The organism is uncultured Bradyrhizobium sp., from assembly GCF_947648125.1.
Taxonomy (GTDB): Bacteria; Pseudomonadota; Alphaproteobacteria; order Rhizobiales; family Xanthobacteraceae; genus Bradyrhizobium.
The window spans coordinates 133,251-148,772 of the sequence record NZ_CANSMR010000013.1; the positions used below are offsets into that span (position 1 = coordinate 133,251).

General features: G+C 64.0%; 16 protein-coding genes and 1 other RNA gene. 8 read left to right on the plus strand and 9 right to left on the minus strand.

Going from position 1 to position 15,522, the window contains the following annotated elements; genetic code table 11:
- The first annotated feature begins 220 nt into the window (after positions 1–220).
- A complete protein-coding gene (locus Q0030_RS22875; protein WP_298371927.1) occupies positions 221–1,072 on the plus strand; it encodes an N-acetylmuramoyl-L-alanine amidase in 852 nt (283 codons plus the stop codon).
- Positions 1,073–1,323: 251 nt separating this feature from the next.
- A complete protein-coding gene (locus Q0030_RS22880; RefSeq protein WP_298371928.1) occupies positions 1,324–1,548 on the plus strand; it encodes a hypothetical protein in 225 nt (74 codons plus the stop codon).
- An 83-nt stretch (positions 1,549–1,631) separates the two neighbouring features.
- Here Q0030_RS22880 and Q0030_RS22885 read toward each other — a convergent pair whose 3' ends face one another.
- Together Q0030_RS22885 and Q0030_RS22890 are read right to left on the minus strand one after the other, a co-directional pair.
- Positions 1,632–2,867 (minus strand): RNA polymerase sigma factor, encoded by a 1,236-nt coding sequence (locus tag Q0030_RS22885; RefSeq protein ID WP_298372042.1) that lies wholly within the window; start codon positions 2,865–2,867, stop codon positions 1,632–1,634.
- A 72-nt stretch (positions 2,868–2,939) separates the two neighbouring features.
- Positions 2,940–3,296 carry a YciI family protein gene (locus tag Q0030_RS22890; RefSeq protein WP_298371930.1) on the minus strand — a complete coding sequence of 119 codons (357 nt, stop codon included), beginning with the start codon at positions 3,294–3,296 and terminating at the stop codon, positions 2,940–2,942.
- Between the two features lie 237 nt (positions 3,297–3,533).
- Here Q0030_RS22890 and Q0030_RS22895 point away from each other — a divergent pair, with 237 nt between their 5' ends.
- Entirely contained in the window at positions 3,534–3,689 is a 156-nt protein-coding gene (locus Q0030_RS22895) for a hypothetical protein (RefSeq protein WP_298371932.1), read from the plus strand.
- A gap of 7 nt (positions 3,690–3,696) precedes the next feature.
- Complete coding sequence (locus Q0030_RS22900; protein WP_298371933.1) at positions 3,697–3,897, plus strand: hypothetical protein; 201 nt, start codon at positions 3,697–3,699, stop codon at positions 3,895–3,897.
- A gap of 21 nt (positions 3,898–3,918) precedes the next feature.
- On the opposite strand, the gene Q0030_RS22905 is transcribed toward Q0030_RS22900, so the two are convergent.
- On the minus strand, positions 3,919–4,353 hold the full coding sequence (locus tag Q0030_RS22905; RefSeq protein ID WP_298371935.1) for a PAS domain-containing protein: 435 nt from the start codon (positions 4,351–4,353) through the stop codon (positions 3,919–3,921).
- Between the two features lie 105 nt (positions 4,354–4,458).
- Positions 4,459–5,358: a LysR family transcriptional regulator gene (locus Q0030_RS22910; protein WP_298371936.1), complete on the minus strand. Its 900-nt coding sequence runs from the start codon at positions 5,356–5,358 to the stop codon at positions 4,459–4,461.
- A gap of 134 nt (positions 5,359–5,492) precedes the next feature.
- Between Q0030_RS22910 and rnpB the strand changes: the two genes are divergently transcribed.
- An RNA gene (rnpB, locus tag Q0030_RS22915) (RNase P RNA component class A) lies at positions 5,493–5,907 on the plus strand.
- 107 nt (positions 5,908–6,014) lie between these two features.
- Here the strand turns inward: rnpB and Q0030_RS22920 are convergent.
- Both Q0030_RS22920 and Q0030_RS22925 read right to left on the minus strand, forming a co-directional pair.
- Complete coding sequence (locus Q0030_RS22920; protein WP_298371937.1) at positions 6,015–7,466, minus strand: GntP family permease; 1,452 nt, start codon at positions 7,464–7,466, stop codon at positions 6,015–6,017.
- Between the two features lie 4 nt (positions 7,467–7,470).
- On the minus strand, positions 7,471–8,490 hold the full coding sequence (locus tag Q0030_RS22925; protein ID WP_298371938.1) for a patatin-like phospholipase family protein: 1,020 nt from the start codon (positions 8,488–8,490) through the stop codon (positions 7,471–7,473).
- A 230-nt stretch (positions 8,491–8,720) separates the two neighbouring features.
- Here Q0030_RS22925 and Q0030_RS22930 point away from each other — a divergent pair, with 230 nt between their 5' ends.
- On the plus strand, positions 8,721–8,900 hold the full coding sequence (locus Q0030_RS22930) for a hypothetical protein (RefSeq protein ID WP_298371939.1): 180 nt from the start codon (positions 8,721–8,723) through the stop codon (positions 8,898–8,900).
- 169 nt (positions 8,901–9,069) lie between these two features.
- On the plus strand, positions 9,070–9,597 hold the full coding sequence (locus Q0030_RS22935) for a hypothetical protein (protein ID WP_298371940.1): 528 nt from the start codon (positions 9,070–9,072) through the stop codon (positions 9,595–9,597).
- Between the two features lie 68 nt (positions 9,598–9,665).
- Here Q0030_RS22935 and Q0030_RS22940 read toward each other — a convergent pair whose 3' ends face one another.
- Positions 9,666–10,382, minus strand: a complete 717-nt coding sequence (locus Q0030_RS22940; RefSeq protein ID WP_298371941.1) for an alpha/beta hydrolase — start codon at positions 10,380–10,382, stop codon at positions 9,666–9,668.
- Positions 10,383–10,488: 106 nt separating this feature from the next.
- Between Q0030_RS22940 and Q0030_RS22945 the strand changes: the two genes are divergently transcribed.
- A complete protein-coding gene (locus tag Q0030_RS22945) occupies positions 10,489–11,232 on the plus strand; it encodes a sulfite exporter TauE/SafE family protein (RefSeq protein WP_298371942.1) in 744 nt (247 codons plus the stop codon).
- Positions 11,233–11,724: 492 nt separating this feature from the next.
- On the opposite strand, the gene Q0030_RS22950 is transcribed toward Q0030_RS22945, so the two are convergent.
- Together Q0030_RS22950 and Q0030_RS22955 are read right to left on the minus strand one after the other, a co-directional pair.
- A complete protein-coding gene (locus Q0030_RS22950) occupies positions 11,725–13,524 on the minus strand; it encodes an ABC transporter ATP-binding protein (RefSeq protein WP_298371943.1) in 1,800 nt (599 codons plus the stop codon).
- Between the two features lie 365 nt (positions 13,525–13,889).
- The gene (locus tag Q0030_RS22955) at positions 13,890–15,479 is read right to left on the minus strand and encodes a DHA2 family efflux MFS transporter permease subunit (RefSeq protein ID WP_298371944.1); all 1,590 of its coding nucleotides are present in this window, start codon (positions 15,477–15,479) and stop codon (positions 13,890–13,892) included.
- Between the last annotated feature and the right edge of the window lie 43 nt (positions 15,480–15,522).

A 15,522-nucleotide genomic window follows, 5' to 3' on the forward strand; every position in this document is an offset into this window, starting at 1 on the left:
TAAGAAAACGTTGATGATCGGTTAGCGGAACCGCGCGACTTTGATCCGCATTCGAGTGATAGCCTCGGCCCTCGCTTCGGGCATCATCGCGCGGCTCATCATGGAGCCCGTGGAACCGGCAGGCCGATTGCGCGGCCCGCACGGTAAAGGAATAGTAAACGCCTATTTGTTTATCCATATGTCAAAATGCGTTCTCCTGGTTCGGGTTTGAGTGATTCGTATGGCTTCTGGTTCGTCCTCGTCCGGCAACGCTGATTCGAAGCGTCAGCGCGTCCTTCCTGTTCCGAAGGGCGTGGCCGACGTGAAGACGTTCACGCCGGATTCCTCGATCGCCTCCGACGTGATCCCGTCGATGAACTTCGGCGACCGCGCCGACGACCGGCAGCCCGACATGATCGTGCTGCACTACACCGGCATGCCCGACGTCGAGGGCGCGATCGCCCAGCTCTGCACCGCCGGCACCGAGGTCTCGGCGCATTACATCGTGCTCGAGGACGGCCGCATCGTGCAATGCGTGCCGGAGAGCAAGCGCGCCTGGCACGCCGGCGTCTCCGCCTGGGCCGGCGAGGACGACATCAATTCCTGCTCGATCGGCGTCGAGATCGTCAATCGCGGCCACGATTGGGGCTATCCCGACTTCCCGCTGCGCCAGATCGCGGCCGTCATCGCGCTGTGCCGCGGCATCATGCTTCGGCGCAAGGTGGTCGCGCATCGCGTGCTCGGCCATTCCGACGTCGCGCCGGGGCGCAAGAAGGATCCCGGCGAGAAATTCCCCTGGCACTCGCTGGCCAATTCCGGCGTCGGGCATTGGGTGCAGCCGGCGCCGATCGTGCGTGGCGACGCGCTGCAGCTTGGCGCGATCAGCGACAGCGTCTCCAACATGCAGGCCGCGTTCCGGCGCTACGGCTACAACATCCCGACCAACGGCAAGTTCGACGGCCCGACCATGGAGGTCGTCACCGCCTTCCAGCGTCACTTCCGCCCCGAGCGCGTCGACGGAATCGCCGACCGCTCCACCATGGCGACGCTGCACGCGCTGCTCGAGACCCTGCCGCCGGATGCCGCGAGGTAGGCTCGGTCTTTCCATCGTCATTGCGAGGCGCCAACGGGTCGCGCAAAATGCGCGCCCGATGACAGGCTCCGCGGCGACTTGTCCGCCGAAGCCTCGGCGAAGGCGGAAGCAATCCACGTTTCGGCGTGCGGCGCGATGGGTTGCTTCGCTCCGCTCGCAATGACGCTTCCGCCGAAATCCTCACGCGCAAACTGGAACTTTTTTCCGTGTCCCGCCTTCTTAATTGGGGCGGTCTGAGTGGAGATTCGTCCATGTTCAAAGCACTCATCACCGGAGCTGTCGCCGTCGGCCTCATCGCAGCTCCAGTAGCCGCAGGTGCGATGTCGACCCAGGACAAGTCGATGTCGACCCATCACAAGACCCACAAGGTCCATCACGCGCAGAAGAAGATGATGGCGCCCGGCACCACGACCGGCATGTCGAGTGGAACGACGACCGGGCAATCGACCGGCGCCAAGGCCAAGACAGGGTACTGAGCACGTTCGACGCCGCGCGGCACGCTGACGATCGTTGATATCAAAGGCGTGCCCTCGCACGCCACGCACGAGATGAGGCGATGTCACCCCATCTCGGTGATGCGGCGTGCATAGAGCCGCCGCAGCGGCTCGAGCTGCGTCGCCGCGGTCGCGGCATGATACGCCTGCCGCGCTTCGTCCTTGCGGCCGAGGCGGCGCAGCAGATCGGCGCGCACCGCAGGCAGCTGGTCGTATCCCTTCAGGCTGCCACGCGCGTCCAGCGCATCGATCAGATCGAGCGCACGCGCCGGGCCGTCGACCATCGACACCGCAGCGGCATGATTGAGTTCGATCACCGGCGACGGGCTGATGCGGAGCAGCACCTCATAGAGACCGGCGATCTGCGGCCAGTCGGTATCCTCATAGCTCGGCGCCCGCGCATGCAGCGCGGCGATCGCGGCCTGCACCGCGTAGGATTGCGGCCGGCCCGGCATCTGCAGCGCCTCCTCGACCAGCCTCACACCTTCGGCGATCTGCTGGAAATCCCACAGCGAGCGGTTCTGCTCCTCGAGCAGCACGATGTCGCCGCCTGCGGTCTGGCGGCCGGCGCGGCGCGCATCGTGCAGCAGCATCAGCGCCAGCAGGCCCTTGATCTCGCCGCGCGCCGCAATCAACCCGTCGAGCAGCCGCGCCAGCCGGATCGCCTCGCGGGCGAGATCGGGCCGCATCAGATCCTCGCCGGCGGTCGCGGCATAGCCTTCGGTGAAGACGAGATAGATCACCGCGAGCACGCCGGTGAGGCGCGGCTCCAGCGCCTCACGCTCCGGCACCTCATAGGGAATGCCGGCGAGCTTGATCTTTTGCTTGGCACGCAACAGGCGCTGCGCCATCGCGTCCTCGCTGACCAGGAACGCGCGCGCGACCTGCGCCGTGGTCAGACCGCACACCGTGCGCAAGGTCAGCGCAACCTGGACCTCGGCGGCAAAGGACGGATGGCAGCAGGTGAAGATCAGCCTCAGCATATCGTCGTCGAGCGTCGCATCGGCCGGCTCGGGCGGCGCCTCCGCATCCAGCAACAATTGATGCGTCAGTTCCTGCTGCTTGCCGCGAAACGCGGCCGCGCGGCGGACGCGGTCGATCGCCTTGTTGCGGCCGACATTGACCAGCCAGGCGCGCGGATTGGCGGGGAATTCACCGATCGGCCAGCGCTGCAGCGCGACCGCGAAGGCCTCTTGCAGGGAATCCTCGGCCAGATCGAAATCGCCGACGAGACGGATCAACGTTGCGAGCGCCCGGCCCGCCTCGTCGCGAAACACTTTCTCGATCTGGCTCGGGGTCATGGCCATCAATCGTTGCTCAACGGCCGCGCCAGGTGACGCGGCCGCTGCATTCATGATGCGATAATGCCGTCATCACGGGTTGTCGTAGATCATCACCGGCCTGACTTCGATCGAGCCGGTCTTGGCGCCGGGAATCCGCGCCGCAAGGCCGAGCGCGGTGTCGAGATCCTTGGCCTCGACCAGATAGTAGCCGCCGAGTTGTTCGCGGGTTTCCGCGAACGGACCATCGGTCGTCAGCGTCTTGCCGTCGCGAACCCGCACGGTGGTTGCCGTCGACACCGGCTGCAGCCCGTCGCCGGCCTTGAAGTGCCCGCTCTGGATGATGGACTGGGTGTAGGCGCCGTATTCCGCCGTCACGGCCTTGCGGTCGTCAGCGGTCATATGGGCGTATTGCGCGTCGCTCCGGTAGATCAGCAGCAAATATTGCATCTCGTCTCTCCTCTTGATCGGCTGGATCGCCGACACCCAGTCGAACGGGCGGCATGCAGGACGACAGGGTCAGGATAAATTATTTTGGCCGCCCCGCGTGAGCGCTTCTCCTGCCCGGCAGCGGGCGGACTCCGGCCGATGTTTATATCTGATAATCCGATATCAATCGCCAATATTATTCGTTTGTTAAATTCATGGCCACGCGTAGCCTTGGGTCGGATATCAGGAGGACTGGCCATGACATTACTGCTGCAGTCTGCAACGCGCCTTTCCCGGCTCCTGCTCTGGATGCTGTACCGGATCCTGCGCGGCCGGATCGTCGCGCAACCGGGCCACCGTGCCAGCCAGGTCGCCTCTGCCATCGCCGCGGCCGGCAATCCGCTCGGCGTCTGAACAGGCCATGCGACGAGGCATCACGCGCCTGACGGCGCTGCGTCGGCTGATCGCCGATGAGGGGCTGACCATCGCGATCCTTGCGGCGGTCGCCTCGGCGACGGGAATCGCGTTCGGCTTCGGTGCGGAAGCCGACATTGTCGCCTCGATGCTGATTATCGGCCTCGTGACGGCGTTCGCGGAAGCCCGCCTGCGATCAGGAAAATAGCTGGCGTCACCACCAGCAGCCTTACGAGGATGGGCCGCTCTGCTGCGCCGCGCGGCGCCGCAAGTCCTTCAGCTCCTCGAAACGCTTCGTCACGTCGCGCATCACCGCCACGGTGCCGGCGACCTTGTGCTCCGCGTCATGCAGCATCACGATGGTGAATTCGACGGAGATGCGCGCGCCATCCTTGGTTAGCGCAGGCACCGACAACAGATCACCCTGACCGTAACGGCTCGTCCCGGTCGCCATCGTGTGGCGGAAGCCGGCCCAGTGACGCGCGCGCAAGGCTTCCGGAATGATCAGGTCGAGCGATTGTCCGACGGCCTCCTCAGGCGTGAAGCCGAATACCCTGACCGCGCCGGGATTCCACAGGGTGATGCGGCCTCTCGCATCGGTCGCAACGATCGCGTCGGACGCACCGTTGAGCAACGCATCTCCCACCGCTGCCGCAATGTCCATCGCCTGACCTCCTGCTGATCCCGATCCTGCTCTGGGCTCTGGCGAACGCGCTGACAAGCGAAGAATGCCGATGCAACCGATCGGCGATGCCGATAGCAATTGCGATCAACGTCGCCGCCGGGTGCCGGTCCTGGCCCGCGGGACCTCGGTGGCGGCCTGGACCTGAGATGCGGCGAGGCGATGCATGATCGCGACCGCACGCGCCAGATGGTCGTCCTGGCGGTCGGCCGGATAGGCGACATAGGCCGGCATTGCAAAGGCGGGAGCGCCGGCGACGGCGTGCAGCCGCCGCGCCTTCAGGAGCGGCTCCACGATGCGGCGCGCGAAGAAGCCGGAGCCGCCGTTCTCCAGCAGATGCTGCAATCCGAGCCAGCCGATGTTCACCGTCAGCGCGGGGCCGGCGAAGTTCGGAAACAGCGTCGCGTGACGCGCGTAGAATTCCGGTCCCCAATCGACATAGACATAGCCCTGCCCCGGCTCCGGTGCGCTCTTGGGATCGGTCGACACCAGGATGAGCTGCTCCTCGAACAGCTGCTCGACCTTGAGGCCGGGGCGGCTCTGCGGCGTGTACATCACGCCGATATCGATGCGCCCCTCGACCAGCCCCTGCATCAGTTCGGGCTCGAGCGCGCTCTCGGCGCGGATCGAGATATCGGGATGCGCCCGCGTCATCAGCGGCAGCCAGCGCAGCAGATACTCTTCCCAAAGCCCGATGCGGCCGCCGACCACCAGGGTTGCGGAAAACCCCTTGGGGATTCCGACATCGTGGCGCGCCTGCTCGACGGTGCGGACCAGCACCGAGGCATGGCGCTGAAACTGCCGGCCGGCCGGCGTCAGGGTGGTGCCGGCCTTGTTGCGCACGAACAGCACGCAGCCGAGTTGCTGCTCGAGGGTGTGAATGCGGGTACTGACCGTCGACTGGCTGACGTGAAGCCGTTCCGCCGCGGTGATGAAGTTGCCGGCGCTCACCACCGTCAGGAACGTCCGGGCCAGTTCGGTGTCCATGGCGCCTCAACCGTTGGTTCGATCAAGTCGATATCAAAGGCCTCACCTTCGCGGATGTCAAAATCGAGGGCCGGCGACCGGTTAACCATCGCAATCGCTTGACGCGGGCGGCCAAAGCCCGCATGCACAGGCCGTCAGTCGGCCGGACGGCCGCTCCCGCTGGTGCCGAAAGGCCGCGGGGGAGGAAAGTCCGGGCTCCATCGACATGCGGTGCCGGATAACGTCCGGCGGGGGCGACCCCAGGGAAAGTGCCACAGAGAACGAACCGCTCCCTCCTCGGAGGAAGCAAGGGTGAAAAGGTGCGGTAAGAGCGCACCGCGTGTCCGGCAACGGAGACGGCATGGCAAACCACACCGGGAGCAAAACCGAATAGGGACGGCAACGCGGTTAGTTCGTGCACGCGCGATAACACCGCAGGGCGATGTCAGGCCCGCTGTCCGGGTAGGTTGCTCGAGGCAAGGTGCAAACCTTGTCCCAGAGGAATGGCCGTCGCGTACCATTCGCAAGAATGGTGCCCTACAGAACCCGGCTTACAGGCCGGCTGATATTTTGGAGTATGAAGGGCTCGGCGTAACACGCCGGGCCCTTCGCCAATTTCAGTAACTTCATCCAGCTACACGCGCCCGCGACCGGTCGAGCCGACCCATCGTCTTGCGTCAGAACGACCCGAACGCGGTGCCGATCGCAATCACCGCGGCGAGAGCAATGACGGAACTCACAATGCCGACCATGACGATGTCGAGATAGCTGTCGCGATGCTTGAGCCCGCAGATCGCAAGCAGGCTAACGACCGCGCCGTTGTGAGGCAGAATGTCCAGTGTTCCCGAGCCGATCACCGCGACGCGATGCAGAAGGCCGGGATCAATACCTGCCTCCGCGGCAAGACCCATATAGGTCTTGCCCAGCGCATCGAGCGCAATCGTCAAGCCGCCAGAAGCCGACCCCGTCAGCGCGGCAAGGATGTTCGTCGCGACTGCGAGCGACACCAATGGGCCGCCCTCAATTCGCAACACCCACTCCCGCACCACGCCGAAAGCGGGAAGCGAGGCGATAACGGCGCCGAATCCGACAAGGCTTGCGACGCTCAGCGCCGGCAGGACCGACGCATTCGCACCGGCATCCATGGTCCGTCGCAGTGCGGGCAGTCGCGTCCAATTGCAGAGTATGACCGTCACGATCGCTCCCCCCAACGCCACGACAACCGACCAGACACCGGCAACGGCTGCCAGTGATGTATTTCCCCATCGCTGTTCGGCCAGGAATGAGAAATCAAGCCGGGGCAGGACAACGAGCGACATCAGCAGATTGACTGCGACAACGACGATCAGGGGAAGGATGGCGTTGAAGACCGGGACGGCAGCATCGCTGTGATGTCCGTGGCGGATCTCCGCCGGGTCGAATTCTCGCGCCGTCGTCGCCCGCTCGCGCAACAACTCGTCGTCGACTGCATCCGCCGAAACCGGCGGCTCGTCGCCATAGCCCTCATTTGCGCGACGCGCGGCTTTCTCTGCGCGAAGAAGCCACCACAGCCCGACACCAAGCATGATCATCGATGCGACAACGCCAAGGCCCGGTGCGGCAAACGGAGTCGTGCCGAAGAACGGCATCGGTATCGCATTCTGTATCGACGGCGTGCCCGGCAGCGCCGACATGGTAAAGGTCGAAGTCCCGAGAATAACCGCCGCCGGCACCAAACGACGCGGAATCCCCGCCGTGCGAAACAGCGACTGCGCCATCGGAACGATGACGAAGAATGCGACGAAGAGGCTGACGCCGCCGTAGGTGACCAGTGCACCCGCGAGCACGACCGCGAGGACGACACGACGTTCGCCCAGACATCGGGAGATGAAGCCCGCGACCGCACTAACCGCGCCGCTGTCATCCATCAGTTTCCCGAACACGGCGCCGAGCAGGAAAATAGGAAAGAACTGCGCGAGAAACTCCGACGCGCTGCCCATGAAGGTCTGCGTCCAGTTGGCAAGCAACGGCTCGCCACCGAAGGCTGCGGCCACCAACGCACAGAGCGGCGCGAGCAGCAGGACACTCCAACCGCGGAACGCAAGACCGACCAGCAGTCCAAGCCCGACGAGAATGCCAAGTAGACCCATCGGCTCAGCACTCCGCCAGCAGAATATCCAGATCGGCGGTCGAGCGCTCACCGATATCGGCGCCATGCGCGTCGAGGAATTCGCCGGCGGCACGCCGCCCCTCCTCGTGCAGCTTGGTCACGAACGCCCATTCGGCATTGAGCTTGGATGATGAACCGAACGTCGCAAGCATGTCGCTCTTGATCCGATGCGTTTTCATCTGGGCCCAGCGGGCGCCTTCTCCGGTGCCGGGGTCGGCAACCTGACGAAGCAACGCGATCATCCGCAGCTCTTTTGCTAGCGGCGAATTGAATGAGATCTCGTTGAGCCGGTTGAGAATGTCAGCAGCCGTGCGCGGCTGCTCCGGCCGCTCGGTCGGGTTGATCTGGACCACGACCGTATCGTGTGCGTCGGTCTCGCGGACCAGCGGCGTGACCGTGGGATTGCCCGCATAGCCGCCGTCCCAATAGGGCTCGCCATCGATCTCGATCGCACGAAACATCGTTGGCAGGCAGGCCGACGCGAGCAGGACATCCGCGGTAATCTCCGCGTTGCGAAAAATCCGCCCCCGCCCCGTACGGACCCGTGTGGCGGTTATGAAGAGCTTGATCGGCGCGCGCGCAAGACGCTCGAAATCGATGCTGTCGTTCAATATGTCGCGCAGCGGATTGAAGCCGAGGGGATTGAGGTCGTAGGGTGAAAGCATCCGCGACATCAAATCCGTGAAGAGATAGGCCGGAGAGCTGTCGAGCGACCAGCGTCCCATCAGACGGTCGAGCGGCGAGCGTTGCAACGGACTGAATGCGGCGGCGCGTGAGACGCTTCGCCAGTACTTTTCAAGCGCTTCGCGTGCGCCCGCAGCGCCGCCCGCGGTCCAGCCATCCGCCAGCACGGCAGCATTCATTGCTCCGGCCGATGTCCCGGATATGCCCGCAATCTGAAACCATGATTCTTCGAGAAGTCGATCCAGCACGCCCCATGTGAACGCGCCATGCGAGCCTCCACCCTGGAGCGCCAGATCTACGAGCACGGGGCTGCGGTTCATGAGGCCATGTTCACCAGCACGCGAGACGCTGATTATGTCGCGGTTTGGCGGAACATGCGAGGTAAAGTTGCGGTCACCGTCAGGTTCCGATGGCGGACTTCGCGAAGGATGTTGCTTCATCGCGCCGCGAAGCGAACCAATCGCGTTGGTGCCGCCATCATCGCACGTTTCTTAAAAGGCGACATAATGGGTTGGCGGGCGTAGGATGTCTGCCTCGCGGAGGATCGCAGATGGACCTTCAGAAGATCATGGCGAAGGCACGGGATATCGCCAAGAGCACCGGCACGATCACGACCGAACAACTGAACGGGATGTGCCCCAACAACATGGAGCCCGATGACATCGCGGCTCTCTTTGCGGCTCTGCGGACTGAGGGGATTCGTCTCAAGGATGACGAAGCAGAAAAGTAGGAGCCACCGTACTTTGACCCTATGGCAAGGCGATCGATCGCTGCGATCGAAGCACTGTCCCAGTTTGGATGGTGGCAGTTTGGCCATCCGGCGGCATTGCAGCTATGATCCGCTGAAGCTGGACGTGTCCTTCTGCCCGCGATTCAAGAAATCAAGAGGAGGAATGGTAATGTCGGTCGCCTGCAAGTTCGAGCGCAGCATTCTCAACCACGAAGAATATGAAGCAATCCGCCTGACGCATCATCCCGCCATCTATGGCGTCGAGGTGGCCGAGCTCGAGGCCATGCGCCCCCGCTTGCGCAAGATGCGCGACAAGGAGCGAACGGTCGGCCGGCAAAAGCAGCGAGAGAGCCGCGGAAAGGCCGAGGCTCGGGGGACAAGCTTTCCGGGAACCGCCAAGCATGCTTCAGAACGGAAGCAAGTGTTCGCAGCGGCGTTGAAGCGGGTGAACACGGAGCTCAAGCGTCAGCACAATCTGGCGACTCGGACCGCGCATGTCGAAGCAGCTCGAAAGGCCCTCGCGCTGCACCGAGCCGCGAACTTCACGACCCGTCCCTCGGCCGGAGCAACCGCGAGCGAAGGCATGGCGCCGAAGCCGAGCGAACGCCGAAGAAATATCATTGCAGGTGCGAAAATCGGAAGAGTGTCGCAGGCGACGAAGGTCGCTCAGGCCGTGCGCGACGCGCGTGGTGGATGACCGCAGGCTAACAGACGCACCTGATTGCTCCGGGGCGAAGCTTGGCATCGCCCCGGAATAGCGGCTCGTCAGGAAACGATCTCCATGAGCAGCGCCATCAACGTCTCCGGCGCGGTAACGTTCGGCGAGTGGCTGGCGTCGATCTCGAAATAGCGCCAGCCGGGTTCATTCTTGATGCGCCTGGCGAACTGGCCGAACGTATCGGCTTGGGTGGTCCGGGTGGCGTAGATGTAGCTGCGCGGCAGGCTGGTCTCGCCGTGTTGCAGCGTCAGCTTCTGCTCGAAGCATTTGATCGGCATGTCGACGCGGCGCGCGGTGAGCCATTCGACATCTGCGGGAGACGTATCCGGCGGCGTCGGCATCGGCGGGATGCGCCAGCCGTCGCCGTCGCTTGCGAGCTCGCGCATGGTCTCGATGGCCGCCCCGTTGAGATCGAACAGCGACTGGCCGTCGCGCGGCACAAAGGCGTCGATATAGATCATCTGCGCGACGCGCTCGCGCACCCGGTCGGCGACGCCGGTCGCGACCATGCCGCCATAGGAGTGGCCGACCAGCACGATGTCGCGCAAATCTTCGTATGAGATGACGCTGAGCACGTCCTGGATATGCGCCTCCAGGTCGAGCCCTTGATGGGCAAGGTGCGCGCGCTCGCCGAGCCCGGTGTAGCTGGGCGTCACGAGCCGGTGCCCGGCGGCCTGCATCAGGGGATGCATTTTCTTCCACGCCCATCCGGCTGACCAGGCGCCGTGACAGACCAGAAAGGTTTTCGACGAGTTCGCAGTCATGGGGAAGCTTCCATTCCGATTGTCGTTGATGAGCCGTGATTTTGAAGTGTACCCACCGCCTGCGTCGTGTAAACGTCGCGGCAATGTACAAAACAACGAGACGAGGATGAACCCGGCAAGCTACGCGGTCCTGTTCTTCGGCGCGCTTGCCGGCGGTTTCGTCTCCGGTCTTGCCGGCTTCGGCACCGCGCTGATGGCGCTCGGCATCTGGCTCTATGTGCTGCCGCCGACGCTTGCGGTGCCGCTGGTGCTGGTCTGCTCGGTGATCGCGCAGCTGTCGACGCTGCCGTCGATCTGGAAGACCATCGACTTCCGTCTGGTCTGGCCGTTCGTCATCTGCGGCCTCGCCGGCGTGCCGATCGGCATCTTGCTGATCGCCCGCGCCGACCCCGAGGTCTTCAAGCTGACGATCGGCGTCTTCCTCCTGGTGTTTCCGACCCTGCTGTTCCTGCAGCGCAAGCCGATGTCGATCGCCTTCGGCGGCAAATGGGCCGACGGCGCGATCGGATTTGCCGGCGGCATCCTCGGCGGCCTCGCCGGATTGTCCGGCCCGCTTCCGATCCTGTGGGCGAGCCTGCGCGGCTGGGGCAAGCAGCAACGCCGCGGCGTGTTTCAGATCTTCAACTTCACGATCCTGGCGGCCGCGCTTCTGGTCCAGATCGCAAGCGGCCTGGTGAAGCCCGAATTGATTTGGCTCGTGGCCTGCGCGTTTCCGGGAACGCTGCTCGGCGCCTGGCTTGGCTCGCGCCTCTATCACGCCCTCAGCGACCGCAATTTTTCCGACGTCGTGCTGGTGCTGCTGTTGCTGTCCGGCGTGGCGCTGGTGTGGAACGGGCTGGCGCCGAAATAATGCTGGCGTGGCGCTTCATTTAAATTTGACGTTCCGGCGAGGGCAATGGTTGATTTATTTGGCCCTATCCAGCCCCATAGCGTGCTTGGAAGCGTAAGAATGGGTGTCGAGCAACAACATGTCCAACCGACAGCCTGAAGTTGGAGCCTCGAGAGCAATACAAGTAGTTCGGCTTGCGATCTTATTTGGGTACGCAATTGCTGCATTCGGTTGCCTGACTTATCAGGGAACCATGGAAAGGCAATTTCTGACTGGTCGAAAGGTCCCAATGCCTGCGTTGGAACAGACTGTCCCTCTGTCGATAAAGTCGAGCACGACCTACGTAACCCCGTCCGAGCATACTGTTTATCTTCGAGTGGCTTGGGGCGCGTACGCAGCCTTCCTCATTGGTGCGATGAGCGTGGTGTCACTCAAAAAGTGGCCGATCCGCTGAAACAGGTCTGTTACCTCGCGCGGCTGACGGGACTCTGCCCGTCAGCCACGCGCCATCACTCACTCCGCCGCAGCCTGGCCGAACTCGGTCGCCTGCCGCTCGAACAGGCCGCGGTAGATACCGCCCTGTCGTGCGGCAAGCACCTCATGCGTGCCCTGCTCGACGATCTCGCCGCGATCGAACACCAGGATGCGATCCATGCTGCGCACGGTCGACAGCCGGTGCGCGATCACGATCGAGGTCCGGCCCTTCATCAGCCGCTCCATTGCCTGCTGGATCAGCGCCTCGGATTCCGAATCGAGGCTCGAGGTCGCCTCGTCCAGGATCAGGATCGGCGCATCGGCCAGGAAGGCGCGCGCCAGCGCCACGCGCTGCCGCTCGCCGCCCGACAGCTTGACGCCGCGCTCGCCCACCAGCGTGCCGTAATCCTTCGGCAGCCGCATGATGAAGTCGTGCGCATTGGCAAGCCGCGCCGCCTGCTCGATCGCCTCCATGCTGGCGCCCGGCCGGCCATAGGCGATGTTCTCCGCCAGCGTGCGGTGAAACAGGATCGGCTCCTGCTGCACGATCGCGATCTGGCTGCGCAGCGATTGCTGCGTCGCCTTGGCGATATCCTGACCGTCGATCAGGATTTTGCCGCCGGAGACGTCGTAGAGCCGCTGCACCAGCTTGACGAAGGTCGTCTTGCCGGAGCCGGAGCGCCCGACGAGGCCGACGCGCTCGCCAGCATCGATGTCGACCGACAGCCCGTCATAGAGCGGCAAGCGATGGCCGCCATAGTGGAACGTGACGTCGTCGAACACGATACGGCCGCCCTGGATGTCGATCGTCCTGGCATCGACCGCATCGACAATGCCGAGCGGCTCGCCATGGATCTGCACCAGCTCCTCCATGTCGTTCACCGAACGCTGCAGGTTGTTGATGTGCATGCCGACATCCCGCAGGTACGCGTGGATGATGTAGTAGCTGGTCAGCACATAGGTGACGTCGCCCGGCGTGGCTTGGCCGGCCGCCCACAGCAGGATCGCGCCGCCGATCACCGAGGCGCGGAAGCACAGCAGCACCAGGAGCTGCGCCGTCGAGGTGTGGTTGTAGCGGAACCAGGTCCGCCGCACCCGCCGGCGCCAGCGGCTGATGACACCGTCGAGCCGCATGTCCTCGCGCGTCTCGGCGCCGAACGACTTCACCACCGCGTTGCAGGTCAAGGCATCGGCCAGCGTGCCGCCGACCTTGGTGTCCCACGCATTGGAGACGCGCGCGGCAGGCGCGACGTAGCGCACCTGGAACACCATGGTCATCGCGACATAGATCACCGAACCCACGGCGATCACCGCGCCGAGCGATGGCCAGTGCAGCCCGAGCAGGATCATCGAGCCGAGCAGCACCACGAGCGACGGCAACAGCGCCATCAGGATGGTGTCGTTCAACAGGTCGAGCGCCCACATGCCGCGCGTGATCTTGCGCACGGTGGAGCCCGCGAACGAATTGGCGTGCCAGTCGGTCGAGAAGCGCTGCACGCGCATGAAGGCCTGCTGTCCGACATCGGACATCGTCTTCAGCGTGAACGGCACGATGGTCTGGATACCGACCAGCCGCAGCATCAGCGACAGCGCGCCGAGGCCGACGATGGCGCCGAACGCCAGCATCGCCGCATGGCGTGCGGCGGCATCGGTCGCGCCCGCGGTCAGCGCGTCGACCAGATGGCCGGAGAATACCGGCATGAACAGGTCGGCCGCGGTCGCGCCGAGGAATCCCGCCGTCACCGCGAAGGCGCGCAGCGGCTGCTCCAGCCAATGGCGGAACACGAATGGCAGGACGATCCGGATCGCGGCCGGTCGCTTGTTGGTCAGAGAGGTCATGGCACATTCCGGCCGCGCTTCTGCTGCGCAAGCCGGCTCCATCTGAGGCGACATGCGGACGGAATCCGGCCGCTTATGTCGCTGGAAATTGTAGATAAATTGTTGGGAAGTTTGGATGATCGGGCATCAAGCCCGTTCAGCGCTGGGACCTAACGCGCGAGAGCGCCCAGGAGCAACGAACGCGGGCGCACGGTCTGCGAAACAAACGACATCATGTGCATCTCCCCGGTTCGTGAAACGATGGCGCTGCTTATAAATGCATCACGCGCGATTGGCAAGATGACAAGCGCGTGAGTGCGTCAACGTGTCGATGATGCAACGCTCTGCACGCGACCGGGCACACATCGCGCGCGAAGCCGATGCGCTCAATGCGCGTCGCCGCCGCCCGTGGTCAATGACGGCGGCTTGTTGACGAACAGCACCAGAACGCTGAGCGCGACATAGAACAGCGACAGCATGAGGAAGGCGTCGCCATAGCCCATCACCGCGGCCTGCCGGTGCACGATCTGCGAGAGCTGCTTCATCGCCATGATGGCGGAATCGCCCATGCCCTGCATCCGCTGGGTGAGCATGTTGAGGGTCTCGACCGCGGTGGTGTTGCCCCAGGTCACGCGGTCCTGCAATCGCGAGATATGCAGATCGGTGCGGTCGTTGAGCACCTCGTTAATGACAGCGAGCCCGAGCGCGCCGCCGAGGTTGCGCATCAGGTTGAACAGGCCGGAAGCGTTCTTGACGCGGTCCTGCGGCAGCGTGGCGAGCGCGATGTTGTTGGTCGGCACCATCGCGCACATCATGCCGATGCCGCGCAGGATCTGCGGCAGCAACAGCTCGTAGAAATCATAGTCGCGGGTGATCCAGGTCATCTGCCAGGAGCCGAGCGCGAACGTGACGAGGCCGAAGGCGATGATGTAGCGCAAATCGACCTTCTGCATCAGCCGGCCGATGACGGGCGCCATCAGGAACATGGTGACGCCGGAGACGAACATGGTCTCGCCGATCATCAGCGCGCTGTAGCCGCGGATCTCGGCGAGATAGCGCGGATAGACGTAGGTCAGGCCGTAGAGCCCGATGCCGATGCAGAATTGCAGCACGCAGCCGACCGCGAAGTTGCGGTTGGAGAAGGCGTAGAGATCGACGATCGGCTCCTCCGCGGTCAGCACCCGCCAGAAGAAGGCGATCGCCGAGACGAAGCCGACCGCGGCGCAGACCGCGACCGAGGTGTCCTGCAGCCACTCATATTGCGGGCCTTCCTCCAGCACATATTCGAGCGAGCCGAGGAAGCCGCCCATGAAGATCAGGCCCCACCAGTCGAAGCGATCGAGCAGCGCGAAGTTCGGCTGGTCGAAATCGATCAGCGCCAATACGCCAATGGTGATGATGACGCCGGGCACGATGTTGATGAAGAACAGCCAGTGCCACGACATCAAATCGGTGATGTAGCCGCCGACGGTCGGGCCCACCGTCGGCGCAAGCGTCGCGACTAGGCCGATGATCGGCGCCACGATGTAAAACTTCGAGCGCGGGAAAATCAAATAGGCCGAGGCGAACACCGTCGGGATCATGCCGGCGCCGAGAAAGCCCTGCAACGCGCGCCACAGGATCATCTGCTCGATCGAGGAAGCGAAGCCGCACAAGAGGCTCGACACCGTGAAGCCGAACGCCGAGATCGCAAACAACAGCCGGGTGCCAAGTGCGCGCGACAAGAAGCCGGACAGCGGGATCGCGATCACCTCGGCGATCAGATAGGCGGTCTGCACCCACGACACTTCGGTCGAGGATGCCGACAGGCCGGCTTGGATCTCGGTCAGCGACGCCGAGACGATCTGGATGTCCAGGATCGACATGAACATGCCGAACACCATGATGATGAAGGCAAACAGCCGCTTCGGCTGGATGCGCTCGGACTCCGAGGCGCCGGTCATCATCGAGGGCGAAGCAGTGGTCGCGTCGGCCATGGGCTCATCAGGCTCCGAGCCTCGGACTGCGTCCGAAGCTTCA